General features: G+C 63.0%; 23 protein-coding genes. 9 read left to right on the forward strand and 14 right to left on the reverse strand.

Features of this window, described 5'->3' with window-relative positions:
* Positions 1-14 precede the first annotated feature (14 nt).
* From ACN9MW_RS26900 to ybaK, 5 genes are all read right to left on the reverse strand, one after another.
* Positions 15-305, reverse strand: a complete 291-nt coding sequence (locus ACN9MW_RS26900; protein WP_057260755.1) for a DUF427 domain-containing protein — start codon at positions 303-305, stop codon at positions 15-17.
* Between the two features lie 17 nt (positions 306-322).
* Complete coding sequence (locus ACN9MW_RS26905) at positions 323-1,366, reverse strand: GGDEF domain-containing protein (protein ID WP_426164664.1); 1,044 nt, start codon at positions 1,364-1,366, stop codon at positions 323-325.
* A 56-nt stretch (positions 1,367-1,422) separates the two neighbouring features.
* The gene (locus ACN9MW_RS26910) at positions 1,423-2,073 is read right to left on the reverse strand and encodes a DsbA family oxidoreductase (protein ID WP_426164666.1); all 651 of its coding nucleotides are present in this window, start codon (positions 2,071-2,073) and stop codon (positions 1,423-1,425) included.
* A gap of 6 nt (positions 2,074-2,079) precedes the next feature.
* Positions 2,080-2,703, reverse strand: coding sequence for a glycerol-3-phosphate 1-O-acyltransferase PlsY (gene plsY / locus ACN9MW_RS26915; protein WP_426164668.1), 624 nt, complete (start codon positions 2,701-2,703; stop codon positions 2,080-2,082).
* 87 nt (positions 2,704-2,790) lie between these two features.
* Positions 2,791-3,282, reverse strand: coding sequence for a Cys-tRNA(Pro) deacylase (gene ybaK / locus ACN9MW_RS26920; protein WP_426164670.1), 492 nt, complete (start codon positions 3,280-3,282; stop codon positions 2,791-2,793).
* A gap of 38 nt (positions 3,283-3,320) precedes the next feature.
* Here ybaK and ACN9MW_RS26925 point away from each other — a divergent pair, with 38 nt between their 5' ends.
* Positions 3,321-4,280, forward strand: a complete 960-nt coding sequence (locus ACN9MW_RS26925) for an endonuclease/exonuclease/phosphatase family protein (RefSeq protein WP_426164672.1) — start codon at positions 3,321-3,323, stop codon at positions 4,278-4,280.
* On the opposite strand, the gene ACN9MW_RS26930 is transcribed toward ACN9MW_RS26925, so the two are convergent.
* Both ACN9MW_RS26930 and ACN9MW_RS26935 read right to left on the reverse strand, forming a co-directional pair.
* A complete protein-coding gene (locus ACN9MW_RS26930; RefSeq protein ID WP_426164674.1) occupies positions 4,204-4,809 on the reverse strand; it encodes an ORF6N domain-containing protein in 606 nt (201 codons plus the stop codon). The two genes, ACN9MW_RS26925 and ACN9MW_RS26930, sit on opposite strands and share 77 nt — an antisense overlap.
* The gene (locus ACN9MW_RS26935; protein WP_426164676.1) at positions 4,806-7,238 is read right to left on the reverse strand and encodes a sensor domain-containing protein; all 2,433 of its coding nucleotides are present in this window, start codon (positions 7,236-7,238) and stop codon (positions 4,806-4,808) included. Before ACN9MW_RS26935 ends, ACN9MW_RS26930 begins: the two co-directional genes overlap by 4 nt.
* A gap of 201 nt (positions 7,239-7,439) precedes the next feature.
* On the opposite strand from ACN9MW_RS26935, the gene ACN9MW_RS26940 reads away from it, so the two are divergent.
* Entirely contained in the window at positions 7,440-8,642 is a 1,203-nt protein-coding gene (locus tag ACN9MW_RS26940; protein WP_426164678.1) for an efflux RND transporter periplasmic adaptor subunit, read from the forward strand.
* An 11-nt stretch (positions 8,643-8,653) separates the two neighbouring features.
* Positions 8,654-11,779, forward strand: a complete 3,126-nt coding sequence (locus ACN9MW_RS26945) for an efflux RND transporter permease subunit (RefSeq protein WP_426164680.1) — start codon at positions 8,654-8,656, stop codon at positions 11,777-11,779.
* Positions 11,780-11,860: 81 nt separating this feature from the next.
* On the opposite strand, the gene ACN9MW_RS26950 is transcribed toward ACN9MW_RS26945, so the two are convergent.
* From ACN9MW_RS26950 to ACN9MW_RS26965, 4 genes are all read right to left on the reverse strand, one after another.
* Positions 11,861-12,034: a hypothetical protein gene (locus ACN9MW_RS26950; protein ID WP_426164682.1), complete on the reverse strand. Its 174-nt coding sequence runs from the start codon at positions 12,032-12,034 to the stop codon at positions 11,861-11,863.
* 56 nt (positions 12,035-12,090) lie between these two features.
* Positions 12,091-12,993, reverse strand: coding sequence for a site-specific tyrosine recombinase XerD (gene xerD / locus ACN9MW_RS26955; protein ID WP_426164684.1), 903 nt, complete (start codon positions 12,991-12,993; stop codon positions 12,091-12,093).
* Positions 12,969-13,493, reverse strand: coding sequence for a methylated-DNA--[protein]-cysteine S-methyltransferase (locus ACN9MW_RS26960; protein ID WP_426164686.1), 525 nt, complete (start codon positions 13,491-13,493; stop codon positions 12,969-12,971). Before ACN9MW_RS26960 ends, xerD begins: the two co-directional genes overlap by 25 nt.
* Positions 13,494-13,819: 326 nt before the next feature.
* Complete coding sequence (locus tag ACN9MW_RS26965) at positions 13,820-14,812, reverse strand: TRAP transporter substrate-binding protein (RefSeq protein WP_426164688.1); 993 nt, start codon at positions 14,810-14,812, stop codon at positions 13,820-13,822.
* A gap of 122 nt (positions 14,813-14,934) precedes the next feature.
* Here ACN9MW_RS26965 and ACN9MW_RS26970 point away from each other — a divergent pair, with 122 nt between their 5' ends.
* Complete coding sequence (locus tag ACN9MW_RS26970) at positions 14,935-16,911, forward strand: PAS domain S-box protein (protein WP_426164690.1); 1,977 nt, start codon at positions 14,935-14,937, stop codon at positions 16,909-16,911.
* A 21-nt stretch (positions 16,912-16,932) separates the two neighbouring features.
* Positions 16,933-17,520: a response regulator transcription factor gene (locus tag ACN9MW_RS26975; protein ID WP_426164692.1), complete on the forward strand. Its 588-nt coding sequence runs from the start codon at positions 16,933-16,935 to the stop codon at positions 17,518-17,520.
* 20 nt (positions 17,521-17,540) lie between these two features.
* Here the strand turns inward: ACN9MW_RS26975 and queG are convergent, their stop codons facing one another.
* Positions 17,541-18,656 (reverse strand): tRNA epoxyqueuosine(34) reductase QueG, encoded by a 1,116-nt coding sequence (gene queG / locus ACN9MW_RS26980; RefSeq protein ID WP_426172311.1) that lies wholly within the window; start codon positions 18,654-18,656, stop codon positions 17,541-17,543.
* An 11-nt stretch (positions 18,657-18,667) separates the two neighbouring features.
* Between queG and tsaE the strand changes: the two genes are divergently transcribed.
* From tsaE to ACN9MW_RS26995, 3 genes are read left to right on the forward strand one after another with little or no spacing between them, the layout of a single operon-like run.
* Positions 18,668-19,153 (forward strand): tRNA (adenosine(37)-N6)-threonylcarbamoyltransferase complex ATPase subunit type 1 TsaE, encoded by a 486-nt coding sequence (tsaE, locus tag ACN9MW_RS26985; RefSeq protein ID WP_426164694.1) that lies wholly within the window; start codon positions 18,668-18,670, stop codon positions 19,151-19,153.
* A complete protein-coding gene (locus tag ACN9MW_RS26990; RefSeq protein WP_426164696.1) occupies positions 19,117-20,688 on the forward strand; it encodes an N-acetylmuramoyl-L-alanine amidase in 1,572 nt (523 codons plus the stop codon). The genes tsaE and ACN9MW_RS26990 overlap by 37 nt, the downstream gene beginning before the upstream one ends.
* A gap of 9 nt (positions 20,689-20,697) precedes the next feature.
* Entirely contained in the window at positions 20,698-21,438 is a 741-nt protein-coding gene (locus ACN9MW_RS26995; RefSeq protein ID WP_426164698.1) for a D-hexose-6-phosphate mutarotase, read from the forward strand.
* Here the strand turns inward: ACN9MW_RS26995 and ACN9MW_RS27000 are convergent.
* On the reverse strand, positions 21,422-22,504 hold the full coding sequence (locus ACN9MW_RS27000) for a carbonic anhydrase (RefSeq protein WP_426164700.1): 1,083 nt from the start codon (positions 22,502-22,504) through the stop codon (positions 21,422-21,424). The two genes, ACN9MW_RS26995 and ACN9MW_RS27000, sit on opposite strands and share 17 nt — an antisense overlap.
* Positions 22,505-22,568: 64 nt before the next feature.
* Positions 22,569-23,213: a VTT domain-containing protein gene (locus ACN9MW_RS27005; protein ID WP_426164702.1), complete on the reverse strand. Its 645-nt coding sequence runs from the start codon at positions 23,211-23,213 to the stop codon at positions 22,569-22,571.
* 123 nt (positions 23,214-23,336) lie between these two features.
* Here ACN9MW_RS27005 and ACN9MW_RS27010 point away from each other — a divergent pair, with 123 nt between their 5' ends.
* On the forward strand, positions 23,337-24,230 hold the full coding sequence (locus tag ACN9MW_RS27010) for a peptidylprolyl isomerase (protein ID WP_426172313.1): 894 nt from the start codon (positions 23,337-23,339) through the stop codon (positions 24,228-24,230).
* Positions 24,231-24,246 lie beyond the last annotated feature (16 nt).

Below are 24,246 nucleotides of genomic sequence, written 5' to 3' on the forward strand. Positions count from 1 at the left end.
CCGACTTTCAACAATTAATGCTGGACTTCGACGCCGTGCCAGAAGGCGATCCGGTCCTTGATGTTGTTGGCCGCTTCTTTCGGGCTCGGGTAATACCAGGCGGCGTTGGCGTTCACTTTGCCGTCCACCACCACGTTGTAGTAGCTGGCGACACCCTTCCACGGGCACAGCGTAGTGTGCTGGCTTGGCTGGAGATAGTCCTGCTTGACCCGCGACGGCGGGAAATAGATGTTGTGCTCGACGATCTCGACTTCGCTACTATCGGCTTCCGCAATCACGGCGCCATTCCAAATTGCCTTCGGCATGCAAACTCCTGTCCTGTTCAACCTTCCACACGGTTGCGGCCCCTGGCTTTGGCGCGGAACAGCGCGGCGTCAGCCTGCTTCAGCAGCATCTCGGCATCATCAATATCCATGTGATTGAAGGAGCCGACGCCAAGGCTGGCCGTCACCGCGACCGTGCGCGCCCCGGCGCCATGCACCTGGGCCTCGATCCGCGACCGCAACGTCTCTGCGAACTTGCGCGCGCCTTCGGGCGGCGTGTTCGGCAACAGGATACACAATTCTTCGCCGCCGTAGCGTCCGGCCACATCGATCACCCGCACGTTTTCGCGCACCAGGCGGCCGATCGCGGCCAGCACTTCGTCGCCCAGCTGGTGGCCGAACTCATCGTTGACGTTCTTGAAGTGGTCGACGTCCACCATCACGGCCGACAGCGGCGTGCGGAAGCGGCGCGTGCGGGCCACTTCAAAACGCAGGCGGCTCATCAGGGAGCGGCGGTTATGCAAGCCGGTCAGCTCATCGGTGGTAGCCAGGGTCTCCAGCTCATCCTTCGAGGCTTTCAGCGCCCGTTCGCTGGCGTGCAGTTCGAACAGGGCCATGACCTGGCGCGCCAGCTTGCGCAGCATGTCGCGTTGGGAGGTCGACAGGCAGCCTGGTTTGGTGTCCATCACACACAGGGTGCCGATCGCGAAACCATCCCTGGTGGTCAGCGGCACGCTGCTGTACATGCGCATGAACGGCGCAGCGACGGTCAGCGGCATGCCGGCCGTGCGGGCATCCCGGCCCAGGTCGCCGATCTCGGTGGCCGCTTCGCCCAGCACCGCCAGCGAGCAATAGCACTGGCTGCGCGGCATGGAACCCAGCGCCAGCCCGGTGCAGGACTTGACGACGGCGCGTTCGCCATCGACCAGCGTGATGAAGGCATACGGAACGTCGCAGGCCTTGGCGGCCAGCTCTGTCAGGAAGGTGAAATCTTCGCTCGCTGGCGCATCGAGGGCGCCGTAGCGGTGCAGCGCAGCCAGGCGCTTGTGGTCGTCCGACTGCCCGGGGTACAGCGTTGTTATGATTTTTTCGGCGGCAGACATGCTCTCTCCCTTGTTACGGTACCAAGTGTAACAAGGTTGTTAGCAAGATAATAGTTTTATTTGGCAGCCACTATTTGCCGCAGGGCACGCTCAAAGGCTTCCGGCGGCTGTCCGCCGGAGATGAGATGTTTTTCATTGATGATGACGGCCGGCACCGACTGGATGCCGTTGCGGTGGTAGAAATGCTCCATATCGCGAACTTCCTGCGCGTAGCGGCCAGATGACAGCACTTGCACTGCCTCCGCCTCGTCCAGGCCGACCTTGCCCGCCAGTTGCACCAGCAGGGTGCGCGAGCTTGGATCCTGGCCGCGCGTGAAATACGCATCGAACAGGGCCTTTTTCAGCTCTTTCTGCTTGCCATGCTCACCGGCCCAATGCAGCAGCCGGTGCGCATCAAACGTGTTGTAAATCCGGCTACGCATGCCCATGGCGAAGTCGAAACCGACATCGGCGCCGCGCTGGCGGATCATTTCACGGGTCTGTTCCTGCTGGGCGGGGCTGGCGCCGTATTTCTGGCGCAGGTGCTCGGTAATGTCCTGCCCTTCCGGCACCATGTGCGGATTCAGCTCGAAGGGCTGGAAGTGGATTTGCGCCTGGACGCTTTCGCCAAGACGGCCCAGCGCCACTTCCAGGCTGTTCAGCCCGATCGCACACCAGGGACAGGAGACGTCGGAAACGAAGTCGATGCGGATCGGGGTGGTAGTCATGGTTTTCTAGGCCTTTTTCTTGGCTTTGCTGCCGATGCGGCTTTCTTTGCCAGCAATAAGGTTAGCAATATTTTTGGAATGGCGCCAAACCAGCAAACCGCTCATGGCCAGGACGGCAGCCAGTTGCGGCTCGGCGCCGAACAGCAAGCCGTAGTAGAACGGTGCGAACACGGAAGCGACCAGCGCAGCCAGCGAGGAATAGCGGAAGGCGTAAGCCACCACCAGCCAGGTCGCCAGCGTTGCCAGGCCCAGCCATACATTCAATGCCAGCAGCACGCCCAGCGCCGTCGCCACGCCCTTGCCACCGACGAACTTGAAGAATACCGGCCACAAGTGGCCAACAAACACGGCCACGGCCACCAGTGCGATGGCCTGGTCCGCCTGGTAGCCCAGGCCCAGTTGCTGCTGGAAATGGTCGACCAGGAACACGGCCAGCCAACCTTTGAAGGCATCGCCGATCAAGGTCCAGATCGCCGCGCCCTTGTTACCGCTGCGCAGCACATTGGTGGCGCCGGGGTTGCCGGAACCATAGGTGCGCGGATCGTCTAGGCCGTAGAACTTGCTCACCACCACGGCGAAGGAAATCGAGCCGATCAGGTAAGCGCCAATAATCAAAAGCAGAGTAATCATAAATCCCCAGGATTCCTTGTTTTTATATGCGGCAGCGACTATACACCATACCGTCCGGCTCGGGCGGCGCGGCCGCAGGCAATCTTATCAATCCGCCAATGCGCATTGCACCGGCCTGGCCGCCAGCACCTCGGTCAGGACCGCTGGCTTGATACCAATCAGGAAGCCACGGCGCCCGCCATTGATATAAATCGTTTCCAGGCCAAGGATGCTTTCCTCGACATAGACCGGCATTGCCTTCTTGGTGCCGAAGGGCGACGTGCCGCCCACCATGTAGCCGGAATGGCGCTGCGCCACCTCGGGCTTGCACGGCTCAACGGACTTGCAGCCGATATTGCGTGCCAGGTTCTTGGTCGACACCTTGCAGTCGCCATGCATCAGCACGATCAGCGGCTTGGCCGCCTCGTCCTGCATCACCAGGGTCTTCACCACATGGTGTTCATCGACGCCCAGCTCGCGCGAAGAGACGGAGGTACCGCCATGCTCTTCGTACTCATAAGGATGTTCGGAAAATGCGACTTTGTGCTTGCGCAGCAAGGCTGTCGCCGGGGTTTCGGAAATGTGCTCTTTTTTTGCCATGCCGTGATACGCTAGTGCCAAGAGAGGAGTTTCTCATTATGCAGCAAGAAATTCGCTTTGCCACCTTCAATGTCTGCAACCTTGCCCCGCCAGGGGCGAAACTGTACGACAACCTGCAGCCTTTGACGGAGCAGGAGTACGAGGCCAAGGCGGAATGGACCGCGCAACAGCTGGACCAGCTCGATGCCGACGTGATCGGCTTCCAGGAGATCTTCTCCCAGGCAGCGCTGCGCGACGTGCTCGCGCGCACCCGTAAGTATCGCGATGCCGTGCATGCCGGCTTCGATCCCGATCCCCACGCCTCTCGTTTGACGCCTAATGTGGCGCTGGTGTCGCGCCTGCCTTTGGCTGCCGCGCCGGAAGTCTATGCCAATTTCCCTGAAGGCGTGCCGGCCGACTCGGGCCTGCCGGAAGCGGACCGCTTCGCCCGCGCGCCCCTGCACGCACAGATCATGCTGCCCAACGAAGTGGTGGTGGACGTCATCGTGGTCCACCTGAAATCGCGGCGGCCGGATTATCGCAGCGGCGACACCTCGGAAGACCCGCTGCACCTGGCCATGGCCAGCCTGCGCTCGCTGGTGTGGCGCGGTACGGAAGCGGTGGCCCTGCGTGTCCTGTTAAGCAAAATGATGCGTGAAACGCGCCGGCCTTGCATCGTTCTGGGTGATTTCAACGACACAGCCGACGCGGTGACCACCACCATCGTGCTGGGCAACGGCGGCGGCATGATGCCCGGCGACGAGCGGCGCGGCCGCATGTATGACGCCAACCAGATCCAGCTGCGGCAAGACCATCTGCGCCATGTGGCCTATACCAGCATCCACGAAGGACACTACTCCACCATCGACCACGTGCTGGTGTCGGAAGAATTCAACCCTGCCTCGCCGCGCGCCATCGGCGAAGTGCTGGACGTCAGCTACTTCAACGACCACTTGCGCCAGGAGCGGCCCGAGGTTTCCGACCACGGCCAGGTGCTGGTGCGGCTGCGGCTGCGCTAGCCGGCCGTTCGTCAGTGACCACGAAGCCGATCGGCCGCTTGGCTGGCGCCTCGGCAGGCCGGGCCAGTTGCCTGAGTACGTCCACCATGGCCTTCAACTCAACTCGCGTTGACTCCTGGCCACGCGCCACCAGAGCGGCAAGCTCATCTAACCGCGCAGCAAGGCCATCGTGCGCGGCAACGAGTTCCCGAAGGTGAAGGAAGGCTCGCACGACATAAAGACCCATTTCGATTGCCTGTCCGGTGTTGAGCACATTGGATGCCTGGATTGACCCATGTTCAGTAAAGGCAAAAGGAAGGGTTCTCGCAAACTTCAGTCGCGCGAGGTGGTCACAGTTTGTGACCACCTCGCGTTTCTCAAGCGTAGTGAGCTGGAACATAAAATCTGGCGGGAAGCGACGGCTGTTGCGTCGTACGGCCTGATTAAGTGCTTTGGTCGGCACACCATACAGCTCGGCAAGATCCGCGTCCAGCATGACCCGCTGCCTACGTAAAACCAAAATGCGGCCGGCAATCGATTCACGCGTCATGGCGTCGTCCTTACTGCATTTTCCGCCAGTTGCCCCTGGTACTGGTCGCAGCCAAGCTCTCTCAGCAACTGAAGCTGGTCCTCAGTTTCGACGCCTTCGGCGATGACTGTCATGTCCAGGCTGCGCGCCATCGCAATGATGGTGCGAATGGCGGTGGCATCCGTGCCATTGTCCATGAAGGATTGGGCAATCTTCAGTTTGTAGATAGGGAATTCCTTCAACTGCATCAATTGCGAATAGCCAGTCCCGAAATCATCGATCGACACTCGCACACCAAGCTCCCGCAACGCACCAAGCTTCTCCGGCACGTCCGAGCCGCCACGCATGATGGTGTCTTCGGTCAGTTCCAGTTCCAGCCACTGCGGCGCCAGGCCACTGCCGCGCAACGCCTCAGCCACGCTGTCGACAAAATTCTTGTGCATGAACTGGCCAATCGCAATATTCACCGAAACCACCAGCGCCCCCCCATCTTCCAGCCATTTGCGCGCGCGGCTGCAGGCGCTGCGCAACACCCAGCCACCAATTGCCACCATGAGTCCCGACTCCTGCGCCACGTTCAGAAAATCCTGCGGCAACAGCAAGCCCTGCTCCGGATGGCGCCAGCGCAGCAGCGCCTCCATGCCAACCACTTCGCCACTGGCGATGTCGACTTCCGGCTGGTAAGCCAGTTCGAACTGGCCCTCGTCCAGTGCACGCCGCAGGCCCTTTTCCAGGCTGGCATGCACAACCACGCGTGCGTTCATTTCCTGTCCAAAGAACTGGTAGCGGTCGCGCCCGGCCTGCTTGGCGTGGTACATCGCGATATCTGCATGTTTTACCAGGCTGTCGATGTCCGCCCCGTCCGACGGGAACATGGCAATGCCGATTGAGGTCGAGACATGCAGCAGGTGCTCACCCAGCACATATTCCTGCGTGACCGCCTGCAACACCGTCTCGGCCACATGCGCCGCGCGCTCCGGCCCACCAACCTCCGCCAGCACGACCACGAATTCGTCGCCGCCATGCCGGCTCACCGTGTCGACGCTGCGCACGCATCTCAGCAAGCGGGCGGCGACCTCTTTCAGCAAGCGGTCACCCACCGCGTGGCCGAGCGTGTCGTTGATCATCTTGAAGCGGTCCAGGTCGAGGAACAGTACTGCCAGCGAACTCTTGCTGCGGCGCGCTGCCGCCAGCGCCAGATTGAGGCGGTCGAGCAGCAGCACGCGGTTTGGCAGATCGGTCAAGAAATCATGCTCTGCCAGGTGGCGCGTATATTCCTCGGTCCTTTTGCGCTCCGTGATATCGGACAGGCTGCCCATATAATTCGACACCAGACCGGCCTGGTCCCGGATCGCTGTCACACTGACCCAACACGGGAAAATCTCTCCGTTCTTGCGACGGGCCCAGGTTTCGCCCTGCCAGTGATCGCTGGCTTCGACCTGGCTCCATACCTCACGATAGAACGACTCGTCCTGCACGCCGGAGCGATACAGGCTGATCGGCTGGCCCAGCAGTTCTTCCGCCGCAAAACCGGTGGTCTGCGAATAAGCGCGGTTGCTGGCAATGATGTGGCGGCGCCGGTCCGTCAGCACGATGGCATCGCGGCTATTTTCAAACACCTGGGCCGCCAGCCGTACCGTGCGCTCGGCTTGCTTGCGGTCAGAGATGTCGCGCACAACCACATACAGCAGGTCCGACTGTCCGGGCTGCAGGGCAGTCATCAATACCTCGGCCCAGAATGCTGTGCCATCGCAATCGGTGTAGCACCATTCGAAACGGCTATTGCCATCGCTAAAGGCGACTGCTTCCCGGCTGGCCACCCCCGTTTCCGACAATTCGCCTCCTGGCTGGCGCAGCGGCGAAAAGGTATGCAAGCGGTGGCCTGCCAGGCGTGCCGCTGAGTCGCATTTGAACAGGCGCATGGCAGCGGGGTTAACCTCCACGATCATGCCGTCACGCATGATCAACACCGCATCGCTGGAACGGGCGAACATCTGGGAAAAATTTTCCCCGACTGCGCGCAGCGCCGATTCATCATCCTTGCGCTGGGTGACATCGACATCCATGCAGACAACCTGCGCCAACTCGCCGTCCTGCCAGACCGGAACCTTGGTCGAATACAACCAGAGGTCGCGTCCGGAAAATGCGCGCACATGCCAGTCGCCAAGCGGGCCCGGCTTGCCGCTGCGCCACACTTCTTCCACCATGGCGTCATGCTCATCTTGCCGTTCGGCGCGCGACATCAGTTCAGCCAGAGGCCGGCCGATCGCCTCCTGCATCGTCAGGCCGGCCAGACTCGCAAACTGCGAATTGCAGAATGTCACCTTGCCTTCGCGGTCCAGGCTGCTGATCGCGACCAGCGGCGTCTGTTCAAGCGCCCCCACCATGCGCGCTATCAAGTCGAGCGCTGCATGGACGGGAGTCAAGTCGGCAGGCGAGGGAGTGCTCATGCCACATTTTTCGCCCGCTTCGCGTTTTTTCGTTTGCGCTATGTCAAAGGTGCCTGACAAGCGCCGCTCCATCCGCACTTTTTGCATTTCAAGTCGCCGTTTATGCGCTTTATCGCATTTACATGGCCGCTGGACTTGTTAAAACCTACAGTGTCACCATCGCAATCCGCGCCAGCGGACAACTTTGATGAAGAGACAATAATGAGCCCACAACCCGTGCACCTGAAATCCCCAAAACGCTGGCGCCTTCCCGTGATCGGCCTGGTAGTACTGGGCCTGGCGGGCGGTAGCTGGACCGTTATGAAATCGCAGGCCAAGCCGGCAGAAACGCCAAAGGCAGCGGCCACCAAGGCCGAGCCTGTGCTCGAGCTGGCCAGTGCCGACGTGGCCGCCATCGATGCGCGGCCGCTCTCGGTGGGACTCCCCTTGTCGGGTTCACTGATCCCGGTCAACCAGGCCACCATCAAATCGAAAGTGTCGGGCCAGGTGCAGGAAGCCACGCTGCGCGAGGGCGTCTCAGTGCAGGAAGGGCAAGTGCTGGCCCGCCTCGACCAGGCCGACCTGAAAGCGCGCCTGGCCCAGCAGCAGGCCATGCTGGAAGAGGCGCATGCCAGGCTGAGCATGGCCCAGAAAAACGAATACAACGCGAAAGCGCTGTTGTCGCAAAAATTCATCTCGCAGACCAGCTTCGATACCACGGCCAATGCCGTCGAGCTGGCGCATGCCAACGTCAAATCGGCTTCCGCCATGGTCGACCTGGCCCGCATCGCGCTGAACGACAGCGTCATCCGCGCACCGATCAGCGGGATCATCTCCAAACGTCATGTGCAGGCGGGCGATAAGGTCGCGCCTGACATGCCCGTCTACACCATCGTCGGCCTGCAAGAGCTGACGCTGGAAGCGCAAGTGCCCACCACCGATATCCCGCGCGTGAAAATCGGCCAGGAAGTCAGCTTCCGCGTCGACGGCTTCGCCAAGCGCGAATTCAGCGGCAAGGTAGCGCGCATCAACCCGACCACGGAAACCGGTTCGCGCGCCATGCTGGTGTATATCTCGGTGCCGAACGCCGACGGCGTATTGCGCGGCGGCATGTTCGCCAAGGGGAATATCACCACCGAGCGCACCAAGGAAGCGCCGATGGTGCCGCTGGCTGCCCTGCGCGAAGAAGCGGGCAAGCAGGTGGTCTACAAGGTCGCCGATGGCATCGTCGTGGCGCAGCCGGTCAGCCTTGGCCTGCGCAGCGAGGACGTGGGCCTGGCCGAAGTGACCGCGGGCCTGGACAAGGGCGCCAACGTGATCATCTCGAAGCTGGAAGGGGTGAAGCCGGGCGCCAAGGTCAAGCTGGCTGCCCCGGCAGGCGTTCCCGCCGCCAGGCCGGCCATGCTGGCGGCGGCTAAAGGTTAAGGGGCGCCGTCATGTGGATCACTAAAATCTCGATCCGCCAGCCGGTCTTTGCCACCATGGTGATGGTGGCGCTGATGGTGCTTGGCATCTTCTCTTACAAGGGGCTCGGCGTGGAATCCATGCCGAACGTTTCCTTCCCCTTCGCCGCAATCGAGGTGGTGTATCCGGGCGCCTCGCCGGAAGCGGTGGAAAACGACATCACGCGCCCGCTCGAGGACATCGTCAACACCGTGTCCGGCGTCAAGACCATCCGCGCCAATTCGTGGGAAGGCAAGGCCGGCGTCTACGTCGAATTCGAACTGTCCACCAATATGGACAAGGCGATGCAGGACATGCGCGACAAGATTGCGCTGGTGCGTCCGAAATTCCCGCGCGAAGCGAAGGAGCCCTTCATCGCCCGGGCCGAAGGCGAGAACGACCAGCCCATCGTCAGCCTGTCGTTCAGCTCGGACAAGCGCAGCCTGCGCGACCTGTCCACCATGACCGACCAGATCCTGGCCAAGCGCTTCCAGGGTGTGCCGGGCGTGGGCCAGGTGCGCGTATTCGGCACCACCAAACGCCAGATGCTGGTCAGCCTGCGCCCGGCCGACATGCGGGCACAAGGCGTGGGCGTGGACGAAGTGATGCGCGCCATCCAGAACACCAACGCCAACCTGCCGGCCGGACGCCTGTCGGCCGACGTCACCGAAACCCTGGTGCGGGTGGAAGGCAAGCTGAAAGAAGCGGTGGAATTCAACAAGATCATCGTGGCGCGCCGCGCCAACGGCCCGGTCTACCTGGACCAGGTGGCCGACGTGATCGACGGCGAGGCGGAAGAACAGTCGATCTCGCGCGTCAACGGCAAGCCCGCCGTCTCGCTCGACATCACCAAGGTACAGGACGCCAACGTGGTCGAAGTCGGCAACGGCATCCTGAAGGTGGTGGAAAACCTGCGCAAGACCCTGCCGGAAGACATCAAGATCAAGGTTCTCGATTCGCAATCGGAGCGCGTGCAGGCACAGCTCGACAACGTCAAGCGCACCATCATCGAAGGCGCGATCCTGACCATGGTAATCGTGTTCTTTTTCCTGCACTCCTGGCGCTCGACCATCATCACCGGCCTGACGCTGCCGATCTCGGTGCTGGCCTCCTTCATCGCCATGAAGGCCTTCGGCTTCACGCTGAACTTCCTGACGCTGATGGCGCTGTCGCTGTGCATTGGCTTGCTGATCGACGACGCCATCGTGGTACGCGAGAACATCGTGCGCCACCTCGGCTTCGGCAAGCACCACCGCAAGGCGGCGGAGGACGGCACCAATGAAATCGGCATCGCCGTGATGGCGACCACCTTTGCCATTGTCGCCGTGTTCGTGCCGGTCGCCTTCATGGACGGCATCATCGGCCGCTTCTTCCTGCAGTTCGGCGTGACCGTGACGGTGGCGGTGCTGGTATCGCTCTTTGTCTCCTTCACCCTCGACCCGATGCTGTCGTCGGTATGGCATGACCCGGTCAAGGACCGCTTCAAATACCTGCCGTGGCTGGGCCGCATCATGGAGAAAGTCGAACATGGCGTGGAGAAGGTGCACAAGCTGTATGGCAAGGTGCTGGCCCTGGCGCTGAGATGGCGCAAGCTGACGCTCGCCACCGCCTTCGGCCTGTTCGCCGGCAGCCTGATGCTGGTGCCGATGATCGGCGGCGAGATGTTCCCGGAAACCGACCAGGGCCAGATTGTGCTGCAGCTCAAGGTGCCGGTCGGCTCCAGCCTGGATTACAACGACGCCAAGGTGCAGCAGGTAGAGGCGGCGCTGAAGGAGTTTCCCGAGGTCGACGCCGTCACGGCCAATGTCGGCGATCCTGCCGGCCGCCACATCTCCTTCCTGCGCATCAAGCTGACCGACGTCAAGAAAACCCACCGCCAGTCCCAGCAAAAGCTGGAAGGCGCGATCCGCAAGCGCATCGAGCGCATTCCGGGCATTACCCTGTCGGTGGGCCAGAAGCCGATCTTCATCGCCATCCTCGGCACCGACGAAGCCAAGCTGGAGCAGACCGCGCAGGCGCTGATGGCCAAGATGCGCAAGATCAAGGGCGTGGCCGACCTGGAATACAGCCAGGAAGGCGCCAACCCGTCGACGCTGATCAAGATCAATAACGAACTGGCCAGCGACCTGGGACTGAGCGTGCAGCAGATCGGCAGCGCCATGCGTCCTTTCGTCGCGGGCGACACGGCCAGCTACTGGCTGGCGGCGGACGGCCAGAACTATGAAGTCAATGTGCAGTTGCCCAAGTCCGGCCGCCAGCGCATCGCCGACCTGGCCGACCTGTCGCTCACCTCGAGCAAGACCGGCCCGGACGGCAACCCGCTGATGGTGCCGCTGCGCCAGGTGGTGGACTTTGTGCCAGGCTTCAGCCCGCAGGTGCTGAAACGCCAGGCCCTGCAGCGCCGGGTGGCCATCTACGCCGCGACCGAAGGCCGCCCCGCCGGCGACGTGGATGCCGACGTGAAGAAAGCCATGGACTCGATGACGCTGCCGGACGGCGTGCGCTTCGACGTGGCCGGCAATGCGCAGCAGATGGCCGAAACGATGAACGGCGCCATCACGGCGCTGAGCATCGCCGTGGTGTTCATTTACATCGTGCTGGCGTCGCAGTTCGGCAGCTTCCTGCAGCCGATTGCGATCATGGTATCGCTGCCGATGTCGCTGATCGGCGTGCTGGTGGCGCTGCTGGCGACCGGCTCCACGCTGAACGTGTTCTCCGTGATCGGCGTGATCATGCTGATGGGCCTGGTGACCAAGAACGCGATCCTGCTGGTGGACTTCACCAACCACGGCCAGCGCGACGGCATGAGCCAGTTCGACGCCATCATGGCGGCCGGCCAGGTGCGCCTGCGTCCCATCCTGATGACGACCCTGGCAATGATCTTCGGCATGCTGCCGATGGCGATCGGCCTCGGCGAAGGCGGGGAAACCCAGGCGCCGATGGGCCGGGCAGTGATTGGCGGCGTGATCACCTCCACCCTGCTGACACTGGTCGTGGTGCCGGTGGCCTACACCTACCTCGACAGTTTCGGCAAGCGCGCCAAGCGCTGGCTGCGCCGCGGCCACCACGACGACGCAGCAGCAGCAGCCGAACAATCCGGCGTAGCCGAAGCCGCGTAAGCAGTTTCACCTGACGCCGTGCCAAATAGCCGAGCCCGTGTCACACTTGGGGTGTGACCCCATGGTGTGACACGGGCTCGGCTACTCTGGACTTGTGGTGTCGGTCTCTTCGGTTTCGTAGCCGGCCTCGTCGGCATCCTGCTCGTCGGCTGGCCGGTTCTTGGATGCAAGTTTTTTCTGCGCTTTTTCCTCAGCCTTGCGCTTCTTTTCCAGCTCTCGCTGGCGTTTCTCGAATGCGAAATTCGTCTTTGCCATGGAAATACCTCCTGAAAGCCTACATTAGGCCGATTGGCGGCGCTGCGCAAACGAAATTATCCGCGCGGATGATGTAGCGCATGAATCTGCTTTAGACGCTCGCGGGCAACATGGGTATAGATCTGTGTGGTGGAAATGTCGGAGTGGCCTAAAAGCAACTGCACCACGCGCAGGTCGGCGCCATGGTTCAGCAGGTGCGTGGCGAAGGCGTGGCGCAGCGTGTGCGGCGACAGCGGTGCGGTAATGCCAGCCTTCAAGGCCTGCTTTTTCACCACGACCCAGAACATTTGCCGCGTCATCGGCCCGCCGCGGCCGGTGATGAAGAGCGCATCGTCCTGCTTGCCGTCGAGGATGACACCGCGCGCTTCGCGCAAGTAGCGCTCGATCCACAAGCGCGCCTGTTCGCCGAACGGCACCAGGCGCGTCTTGGCGCCCTTGCCGGTGATGCGCAGCACGCCGTCGTTCATGCTCAGCTCGAGCGTCTTCAGCGCCACCAGCTCCGACACGCGCAAGCCGCTGGCGTACATCAGTTCCAGCATGGTGCGGTCGCGGATGCCCAGCGGCGTGCGCAAGTCCGGCGCAGCCAGCAGCGCTTCCACCTGCGCTTCGCTCAGGGTATGGACGAAGCGCAGCGGCTGCTTGGCCGATGCCATGCGCAGGCAGGGATCTTCCGCGATCTGGCGCTGGCGCAGCGCCAACTGGTAGAAGCGCTTCAGGGCCGACAGGCGGCGGTTGGCCGAGCTGGCCTTGGTGTCTGCGTGGCGGGCTGCGAAATAGGCTTGCAGGTCGGCCGTGCCGGCTGCATGCAGGCTGCCGACCGAGGGCCGCGCCGTTTCCAGCCATTTGGCAAAGGCCGTCAAATCGCGCCGGTAGGCATCCAGGGAGTTTTTGGACAGCCCGTCCTCCAGCCACAGGCTGTCGCAGAACTCGTCAATCAGAGCAAGGTTGCCTGCTGCCATTGATACTCTTTATGTCCTTCGTGAGCCAGCAGCCAGCGCTTCACGCCGAGGGTGAAACCGTTCTGGTCGTCGCTGCCGGCAAAGCCGCCCAGGCTGCTGGCGCCCATCACGCGGTGGCATGGCACCAGCGGCGGGAAGGGATTGCTGCGGCAAGCCTGCCCCACCGCGCGCGCCACCGAATCAAGGTGCCTGGCCAGCTCGCCGTAGGTGCGCACCTGGCCGCGCGGGATTTCGCGCAGCGCTTGCCACACGCGGCGCTGGAACTCGCTGCCGCGCATTGCCAACGGCAGGTCGAAGGCGTAGTCGGCATCGTCGCAATAGGCCAGCAGTTGCTGCACGGCTTGTTCGGCCAGCGCATTGGTGGGCGATTTTTCCGGCGTGTCGCCGGGCAGGTAGAACATTTCCGTCACGACCGCGCCGGCCGTGCCGACACCCATGGCGCCGAACGGGAGATGGATGATGGCGCTGAAGTCCCTGCCAACATGTTGTTTTTCGGTCACGCTTACTCCAATAAAACTGTGGCAATCATGCTACACCAGCGCGCCAGGATAGGGCAAAAAAAAACGCACCCGCAGGTGCGTCTTGAATCTTTTTTGTCACCACCCCGGCCATTTAACCCCGCTTGTGGCGGCGGCCAACAGCATACTGTCAGGCAGCGTGTCTCCTCTATGATCCGCGGCCGCGCCGCTTGTTCTTCTTCTTCACTCCCCACTAAATCCTGTGCCCTTAACCATCATGGTGCAAGTCGCACCGTTCGGGGGCGTGGCCATAGTAACCGATCTTTTTCCGAATATCGTTATTTATTTTGAGCAACTTGACAGCGGACTTATTTTGCTGTTTCGCGGTTGATGGACTGGATCAGGTCCTTGCCGATGCGCTCTTCCATCTGCTTTTGCACGGGCAGCAGGGCATTGCGCCACAGGGCCTGTTCCTGCGCGCTCAGGTTGTAGATCTGGGTCTTGCCGGACTTGCGGATCGCTTCCAGCGCCATATCGTTGTCGCGCTGGGCGATGGCCTTTTCGTAGGTGGTGGCTTCCTTCATGGCGCCTTCGAGCTTGCTGCGGATATCCGACGGCAGGCCGTCCCAGAACTTCTTGTTGACGATGACGGCGTAGCCCAGGTAGCCGTGGTTGGAGATGGTCAGGTGCTTTTGCACCTCATGCATCTTTTGCGTGTACATGTTCGAGGGCGGGTTCTCGGTGCCGTCCACGACGCCGGTCTGCAGCGCCATATACGCTTCGGAGAAGGCCAGCGACTGCGGCACCGCACCGAGCGCGCGCATCTGGATGTCCAGCACCTTGGAGGACTGGATCCGCATCTTCAGGCCCTTGAAATCGGCCGGCACGCGCAGCTGGCGGTTGGCCGACATGACCTTGAAGCCATTGTCCCAGTAAGCCAGGCCGGTAATGCCCTTGGTCTCGAGCTTCTTCAGCAGCGACTTGCCGATCGGGCCCTCGGTCACGTTGTACAGCGCGGTCTTGTTGGGGAAGATGTACGGCAGGTCGAACACCTCGAATTCCTTCACGCCGAGCGGACCGAACTTGGCCAGCGACGGGGCCAGCATCTGCACAGCGCCCAGCTGCAGCGCTTCCAGTTCTTCCTTGTCTTTGTACAACTGGCTGTTCGGGTAGACCTGGACCCTGACGCGGCCGCCGGTGGCCTTCTCCGCGAGCTGCTTGAAGCGCTCCGCCGCCTGCCCCTTGGGCGTGTCCGGCGCGACGACGTGGCTGAATTTGATGACGATGGGCGCCTGAGCGAATGCTTGGGACGTGACAAGTGCGGCCGCGCCGAAGGCGGCCAGGAGGGACTTCAAATGCATAAGGTCTCCCGGCGATTTTGGTGCATTATTATTCTCACTTTATATTGTCTTCAGCGGAATGGTGGCACACAACTGTGGAAACCCACAATACAAGCAGCAACTGGATTCGCTACCCTCGGCGCATGTTGAAACGCATATCCCTGCCCTTTTCCATACGCTGGCTGCTGCCGGTAGTCCTGGTGCTGCTATTCGTCGCCATCGTGTTCTGGCTGCCGTGGCAGGCGCGCCAGCTCGAGAGCAACGAGCGACAGGAGCAATTGATCGCCGACACGCTGTGGGTCGAACAATCGATCCGCTTCCAGCTTGGCCGCCACGAAGAAAGCCTGCGCGGCCTGGCCAATGAAATCGCCGCCGGCCACCTGGCGCCGGCCGACGTGCAGCAGCGCATGGGGCGCATGCTGAAAAACGGCGCCGAGCTGAAAAGCGTGGTCCAGGTCGATTCGAAAGGGCGCATCGTCGTGGCCAGCGAAGGCACCCCGGCCAGTCCGGCCGGCGACGCCATGCTCGGTTCAGCCGCGCTGGCGGCGCAGGACCATGCGCGCCGTACGCACACTCCCGTCTACGCCGAACCGGAGCCGATTGGCGGCGACGCCGCGCCGGACGCGCTGAAAATGGACCTGCTGTTCCCGATCTACCGCGGCGACCAGTGGATCGGCAGCCTGGTAGCGACTTTCCAGCTCAGTAGCCTGCTCGACGAAATGGTGCCGTGGTGGTTCGCCCAGGATAACCAGATCTCGCTGCTCGACCGCGACGACAAGGTGCTGGCGCGCCGCAGTTCGGCCGGCCCGGGCCACGGCGTCTACACCCACAAGCGCGCCCTCGACCTGCCCGGCGCCACCATTACCCTGATGACGGACAGCGTGAAAAGCGAGCCGAAGCTGCTGCCCAACCTGCTGGTCGGCTCCGTCATCGCGCTCTCTCTTGCCCTGTTATGGAGCCTGTTCGCACTATGGGGCCACATTTCGCGCCGGCTGGCGGCAGAAGGCGAACTGCGGCAGCAAATGACTTTCCGCACCGCGATGGAAAATTCGCTGGTGACCGGCCTGCGCGCGCGCGACCTGGAAGGCCGCATCACCTATGTCAATCCCGCCTTCTGCCAGATGGTGGGCTACCCGGCGGAAGAACTGATCGGGCGTTCGCCGCCCATGCCGTATTGGGCGCCGGACGTCATGGAGGAATACCAGCACCGCCTGGCCAATGTGCTGGCCGGCTCGGTCACCCCCGAATTCGAAACCCTGTTCCAGCGCCCCGACGGCACCCGCATTCCGGTACTGGTGTTCGAAGCGCCGCTGGTGGACAAGGAAGGCCGCCACACCGGCTACATGGGTTCCATCCTCGACATCTCGGACCGCAAGCGCATGGAGGAATTGAACCGCCAGCACCAGGAAAAGCTGCAGGCCAGCGCGCGCCTGGCCACCATGGGCGAAATCGCTTCCATGCTGGCGCACGAGCTGAACCAGCCGCTGGCTGCCATTTCGAGCTACACCACGGGCGCCCTGAACATCCTTGCGCGCGGCGGCGATGCGGGCATGCTCAAGCCCGCGCTGGAGCAAGCCGGCGCGCAGGCCCAGCGCGCAGGCCAGATCATCCGCAGCGTGCACGAATTCGTGAAGAACCGCGAATCGGAGCGGCAGGACGTGGCGCTGCAATCGATGCTCGACTCCATCCTGGTGCTGATCGAACTGCAGGCGCGCCAGCACCACGTTTCGCTGCAGATCGAGATCCCGGAACTGCTGCCGCTGGTGCGCGCCGACCGCCTCCTGATCGAACAGGTGCTGCTGAACCTGACCCGCAACGGCATCGAAGCCATGGCCGACGTGCAGCCGCTGAAACGCGTGCTGCGCGTGGTGGCGGAAAACGATCCGCTGGCCGGCATGGTGGTGGTGCAGGTCATCGACAATGGCCACGGCATTCCGCAGGACGTGGCCGAGCGCCTGTTCTCGCCTTTCTTCTCGACCAAGGCGGAAGGCATGGGCATGGGCCTCAACATCTGCCGCACCGCGATCGAGTTCCACGGCGGCACATTGACCCACCGCGACAACCCGCAAGGCGGTACCATATTCACTTTCACGCTGCCGGTCGCAGGCGGCGCCCAATAGAGCAAATTCGGGAGACCCAGAATGCTACATATCGTTGACGATGAAGCCGTGGTGCGCGATGCGCTGTCGTGGCTCGCGTCCTCGCGCGGCATCGCAGCAACCACATACGAAAGCGCCGCCGCCTTCCTGGCCTTCGCGCAGGGCGGCGCCTTCGACCCCGAAGGCGACTGCGTGCTGCTCGACGTGCGCATGCCCGAGATCAGCGGCGTGGCAGCGTTCGACCAACTGGCGGCGCGCGGGCTGACGGCGCGCCTGCCCGTCATTTTCCTGACCGGCCACGGCGACGTGCCGATGGCGGTCGATACGCTCAAGCGCGGCGCCTTCGACTTCTTCGAAAAGCCTTTCAACGACAACCAGTTGATGGACCGCGTGCAGGAAGGCCTGGCGGCCTCGCGCCTGGCCAGCGGCAAGGCCGCCGTGCAGGCGCGCCTGGCCACGCTCTCCAGCCGCGAACGCGAGGTGCTGGACCTGATCCTGGCCGGCAAGATGAACAAGGTGGTGGCCGACGAGCTGGGCATCTCGATGCGCACCGTCGAAGTGCACCGCGCCCACATCTTCGACAAGATGCAGGTCAAGACCGCGGTCGAGCTGGCGGGACTGCTGAAGTGAAACAGGACGGGGCGCTGATCCTAGTGCTGGCGCAGCGCCCACTCCACGTGCTCCCGCACCATTTCCGATGGGTGGTCGCGGCGTGCCTGCAACGCGGCCAGGATGGCGGGATCACCCTTGGCGCCCATGCGCGCCGCATTGCCTAGCCCGACCGCGAGGTTGCGCAGCCAGCGTTCATGGCCGATGCGGCGGATCGGGCTGCCCTCCATGCGGCGGTTGAATTCCTCCTCGGACCACGCAAACAGCTCGATCATGCCGGCGCTGCCCAGGGCGTGGCGCTCGTCGAAATCCGGCAAGGTAGCCCGCTGGGCGAACTTGTTCCAGGGGCAGACAGTCTGGCAATCGTCGCAGCCGTAGACGCGGTTCCCCAGCAAGGGCCGCAGATCCTCCGGGATCGCGCTTTTGAGTTCGATGGTCAGGTAGGAAATGCAGCGCCGCGCGTCCAGCTTGCCAGGGCCGAGGATGGCCTGGGTCGGGCAAACGTCGATGCAGGCCGTGCACTGGCCGCAGTGCGCGCCGGTCGGCTCATCGACGGGCAAGGGCAGGTCGACCAGGATCTCGCCCATGAAGAACATGGAGCCCGCGCTGCGGTTGATCAGCAAGGTGTGCTTGCCGCGCCAGCCCAGGCCCGATTTTTCCGCCAGCGGCAGTTCCATCACCGGCGCCGAGTCGGTGAACACCCGGTAGCCGAATTCGCCGACGGCCGCACTGACCTTGTCGGCCAGCTGCTGCAGCCGCGCGCGCAACACCTTGTGGTAGTCGCGGCCGCGGGCATATACCGAAATGACGGCCTGCGTGGGATCGGACAGGCGCGCCGTTTCCCGTTCGCGCCAGCCCTCGTCGGCTGCACCGGGCAGGTAATTCATGCGCGCGGTGATCACGCGCACCGTGCCGGGCACCAGTTCCGCCGGACGGGCGCGTTTCATGCCGTGGCTTGCCATATAGTCCATATCGCCGTGCATGCCAGCATCCAGCCAGGCTTGCAGCCCCGCCTCGGCGGCTGACAGGTCGATATCGGCAATCCGCACTTCCGCGAAGCCGAGTTCCTGCCCCCATGCCTTGATGCGGCTGGCTAATTCGTCTAAATTGGCTTGGGAGAGTGGCACGGCCTTACAATGCGGGGAAATCCAAACCATCATTCTATTCGATGCAGCACTTTAAATCCCATCTCCACGACGAAGCCGGTACCGCGGCGCTAGGCGCCGCGCTGTCGCGCGCCCTGCTGCCCGGCATGGCGATCCACCTGCACGGCGACCTGGGCGCCGGCAAGACCGCCCTGACGCGCGCTCTTCTGCATGCTGCCGGCCACGTGGGGCCTGTGAAAAGCCCGACATATACCCTGTCCGAGCCTTACCGCGTGAAGGTCGACGGCAAGCTGGCCAACGTGGTGCATTTCGACCTGTACCGCATGGGCAGCCCGGAAGAATTCCTCGATGCCGGCTTCCGCGAGGAGTTCAATCGCGATAACGTTTGCATCGTCGAATGGCCGGAGAAGGCCGACGGCGTGCTGCCGCCCCCCGACCTTCACGTTTTCCTCTCTGTAGCCGGGTCCGGACGTGATGTAGAATTGCAGCCGTCTTCCGCTCTTGGTACGTCATGCCTGCAACGCCTCCAATTCGCTCCAAACCTGTAAGTCGCCGCACGGTGCTCAAGGCCGGTGGGACGCTGCTCCTGTCCGTGCTCGCCCCCATGTCTGCGCAAGCTGCGCAGATCCTGGCTGTGCGTGTGTGGCCGGCGGAGGATTACACCCGCGTCACGCTGGAAAACGACACCGACCTCAAGGTCAAGCACTTCCTGGTTCCCGATCCGGACCGGCTGGTGGTGGATATTGAAGGCCTGGTGCTGAACTCCACGCTGAAAAGCCTGGTCGCCAAGATCGAGTCGAACGACCCGTACATCAAGGAAGTGCGCGTCGGCCAGAACCGCCCGAATGTGGTGCGGCTGGTATTCGACCTGAAAGAGAAAGTCACGCCGCAGGTGTTCACGCTGGAGCCGGTCGGCACCTACAAGCATCGCCTGATCTTCGACCTCTACCCGGTCAAGGCAGTCGATCCGATCGCGGCGATGATCGAAAAGGGCGAGTGGTCGCAGGATGAGAAGGCCGCCAGCGCCAATCCGGAGCCCCCTGCCGCCGGCTCGTCCCAGCGCCCGGCGCCAGGCAGCCAGGCCGGCACAGCGGGCCAGCCCGCACTCGCCGGCCAGCCGGCTGCGTCGGGCCAGGGCAGCGCCAGCAGCAACGCCGAGGGGGCGGGCAGCCCGTCCATCGCATCTGCCCCGCCATCCGGCCAACCTGGCGCCGGCCAGCCCGGCACCGCCACGCCAGCACCAGGCACCGGCGCCAGCGCGCCCGGCCAATCGCCCGCCCTCGCCGGCCAGTCCGGCAAGCCCGTACCCGGCGAACCCGAGTCGGCACCCGCACATCACAAGCCCGGCCAGAAATCCGGCCAGGAGAAAATGGTGCGCATGCTCACCATCGCCCTCGACCCCGGCCACGGCGGCGAGGACCCAGGTGCCATGGGCGCGCGCGGCAGCCGAGAAAAGGACATCGTGCTGGCCATCGCCAAGCGCCTGAAAGACAAGATCGAAGACCACCCCAACATGCGCGTGATGCTCACGCGCGACGGCGACTACTTCGTCCCGCTCGGCAAGCGCGTGGAAAAGGCGCGCAAGGTCGACGCCGACCTGTTTGTCTCGATCCACGCCGATGCTTTCGTGAAAACCAGCGCCCGCGGCTCCTCCGTCTTCGTGCTGTCCGAAAAAGGCGCGACCTCGAGCGCCGCGCGCTGGCTGGCCGACAAGGAGAACCAGGCCGACCTGATTGGCGGCGCCAATGCCAAGGGCCACGACCCGCAACTGGCCAGCGTGCTGTTCGACCTTTCCACCACGGCCCAGATCAACGACAGCATGAAGGTCGGCAAGGCTGTGCTGGGTGAAATCGGCGGCATCAACAAGCTGCATAAAGGATCGGTCGAGCAAGCCGGCTTCGCCGTGCTGAAGGCGCCGGACATTCCATCGATCCTGATCGAAACCGCCTTCATCTCCAACCCGGAAGAGGAAGCGCGCCTGCTGGACGATGATTACCAGGACAAGATCGCGGACGCCATTGTCAAAGGCATCCGCCGCTATTTCGCCAAGAACCCGCCGCTGTCGAAGAACCGGCTCACATAGGGAAAGCACATGAACGAAGTCCGCATCTCCACACCCGAAGGCGCCGAAGCCACCATTTCCCTGTTCGGTGCGCATTTGATGTCGTGGAAGACTGCGGACGGCAAGGAGCGCCTGTTCCTGAGCCAGCGTTCAGCGCTCGACGGCAGCGCCGCCATCCGCGGCGGGGTGCCGGTCATCTTCCCGCAATTCGCCACGCGCGGCGACGGCCTGCGCCACGGCTTCGCCCGCACTTCCACCTGGCGCATCATCGAGCAGGCCAACGACTGGGCCGAACTGGCGCTGGCGCAAAGCGACTTGCCGCGCAACCACTTCCAATCCTGGCCGCGCGCCTTCGAACTGCGCCTGCGCTTCGACCTGAAAGCCAACGCGCTGCAGATCCGCTACACCGTGCGCAACACCGGCCAGCAGGAATTCAGCTGGGCCGGCGCCCTGCACACTTATTTCGCAGTAGGGGCATTCGACAAGGCCACGCTGGACGGCATGCCTTTCACCGGCGCCCTGGACGACATTCGGCCCGCAACGCCGCAGCTGCGCCTCGACACCGGCGCTGGCACGCTGCAACTGGAGCAGCAAGGTTTTTCGGAATGGGTGGTGTGGAACCCGGGCGCGCAAGGCGCGGCAGCTGCCGCCGACATGGACGACAGCGACTACCGCCGCTTCGTCTGCATCGAGCCGGCCCGAGTCGACAAGCAATTGCTGCAGGCCGGCGCCGAATGGACCGGCCTTCACACCATCAGTTTGATTCCTTGATCATGCGGCCGGAGCTGGCCTGGATCGGACGCGCATTGAACGGATACAGGCGGCTGAACAAGGCCAGCTGCGCCGGCGATGCCTGCACCGGCTCCTTCATCACCAGCCACAGCACGCCTTCGGTGCATGGCGGCGTGGTCAGCGATCCCATGAAAGTATAGTAGTCGCGGCGCTGCGGCAGCATGTCGTTCGGGTCCAGCACGATGCTCGGCGTAGCCGTATCGCCCTTTTCCAGCGGCAGGTTGTTCCATACTGTCTGGATGGTCGGCTGCGGCTTGCCGCGTTCCAGCAGCAGCGCCAGCACTGCCAGCCTGCCTTCCGGATCCTTGTGTACCAGGTGCACCACCATCTCGAAACCCTTGCCGTTGACGCGTTCCTCGGCCGGGCGATGGAAGTGGAACTGCTGCAGCTCGTAGGTGCGGCCCGCCACGCTCAGGTAGTTGCCCGGGCTGACCATCACCTGCACGGTATGGCCGTTATCGGTCACGTTGAACCCGGATGGGCGGTAATCGAAGGAGATCTGCTCCAGGTCCACCTTCATGCCGTCGCGGATATCGATCGGCGACTGGCGGCTGCCCGTCGCGCATTTCGCCCAGTCGGAGTTGATCTTGGACCAGTTGGCAGGACCTGATTCGCCTTCATACGTCCAATGGGTGCCATACACGCGCGGCGGCGGCGCCTTGGCAGCCACTTCGGCAGCGGCGGCCTTGACGGCCTTCTGCTTGCGCGCCTTTTCGGCGGCAGCCATGCGCGCGGCTTGGTTGGCACGCATTTCAGCCAAGCGCTGGGCAATCTTCTCCGACAATTCCGCTTCGGCGCGCGCTTCTTCCTCGCGCTGTGCAGCGGCGGATGCAGACGCAGTGCGATTCTTCCTTACCGGGGGAACGTACTTTGGCCCGCTGGCCGAACTGGCATCCTTTTCGACATTCGCCTTGTCAGCCGCAGCGGCTGCGGCCAGGTTCGGGCGAATACTCGGCACGCCTTTGGAAGGCGCGGTGGCGGGATCGGCGGCGCCTGCTGTCCCGATGACAAGACAACAGGCCGACAGGGCGATCAAGTTACGCATGTTAAATCCGGAGGAGAGACTGTTACTCCGGTTAACGGTTGCGCTATGGGAAAACTTGAGAGGCTTAACGCTTGAGCATGCGGCGGCCCAGTTTCCAGGCGCCGCCCAGTGCCATCGGCACCACCGCCACGCCAACGCCGAACAGCACGATGGTGCTCAGGTGGTCGCGCACGAAGGGAGTGTTGCCGAAGATATAACCCGCCACGCACAGGGACACTACCCAGGCCACGGCGCCGACGATGTTGAACAGCTGGAAGCGGGCATGGGTCATGTCCGACACGCCAGCCACGAATGGCGCGAAGGTGCGCACCACAGGCACAAAGCGCGCCAGGATGATGGTCTTGCCGCCATGCTTTTCAAAGAACTCGTGGGTGCGCCGCAAGGCATCCTTGTTGATCCAGCGGTAATCGTGGGTAAATACCCGCTGGCCGATGGCTTCGCCGATCCAGTAATTGGTGGTATTGCCCAGAATTGCGGCAGTCGCCAGCAGGAACATCAGCAATCCGAGGTTCATCTGGCCGCTGGCACAGAAGGCGCCTCCGATGAACAGCAGCGTATCGCCGGGGAAGAAAAACAGCACAACCAGACCAGTCTCGCAGAAGACGATGGCGAACAGCAGCGCATAAATATACATGCCGTACTGCGCGATCAGTTTATCCATCGCACTGTCTACGTGCACCAGCATGTCCAGCAATTGAACGAAATCCATTTATTAAATCCCAAAAGGTTGCGGCGGGAATGATACCAAACTGTCTATCTTACAGGCTAAAATTGCCCGGCATCTTAGCACCAGCTTAGAACCCCCACAAAGGAGACCTTAGTGAAGTCCATCATGCCCGCCGTCCTTGCCCTGGCCTTACCCCTGGCCGCCATGGCCGCGCCCACCAAGGAATTGCCGCCCAGGCCGACCGTCAGCGACATCGTCAAGGCATCGCCGCAAGCCGACTGGCGCCAGCTGGATCCGGCCAACACCCTGTACATGGACCTGCCAGCCGGCCGCGTCATCATCGAGCTGGCGCCGGCCTTCGCGCCCAGCCACGCTGCCAATATCCGAACCATGGCCAGGGAAGGCTACTGGGACGGACTGTGGATCTATCGCACGCAGGACAATTTCGTGGTGCAGTGGGGCGATCCGCGCGAAGACAAGCCAAAGGCGATCGGCACCGCCAAGGCCAGGCTGGAGCAGGAATTCACGGTACCGATGAAGAACGACACCCAGTTCACCCGCCTGCCGGACAAGGACGGCTATGCGCCGCAGGTAGGCCACTCCAACGGCTTCCCTTCCGCACGCGACCCGAAAACCGGCCAGGCCTGGCTGGCGCATTGCTACGGCATGGTTGGCGTGGCGCGCGGCAATGAATCCGACAGCGGCAACGGCGGCACCTTGTACACGGTAATCGGCAACTCGCCGCGCCACCTGGACCGCAACATCACCGTGGTGGGACGCATCGTCAGCGGCATGCCGCTGCTGTCCGTACTGCCGCGCGGCCCGGCGCCGATGGGCATGTTCGAGAAGGAGGAGCAGTGGGTGCCGATCAAGTCGGTCAAGCTGGCAGCCGACGTGCCGGAAGCCGAGCGCTCGAAGTTCGAAGTGATGCGCACCGAGTCGGCCAGCTTCAAGTCCGTAATCGAAGCCCAGCGCAACCGCGGTGGGCCATGGACCAAGTATGCGGCCGGCCATGTGGACCTGTGCAACGTGCCGATCCCGGTGCGCGAGGCAAAATAACTTCCTGGGGTAAGCA

Origin of the sequence: Pseudoduganella sp. R-34 (assembly GCF_049904655.1) — a bacterium.
Taxonomy (GTDB): domain Bacteria; phylum Pseudomonadota; class Gammaproteobacteria; order Burkholderiales; family Burkholderiaceae_D; genus Rugamonas.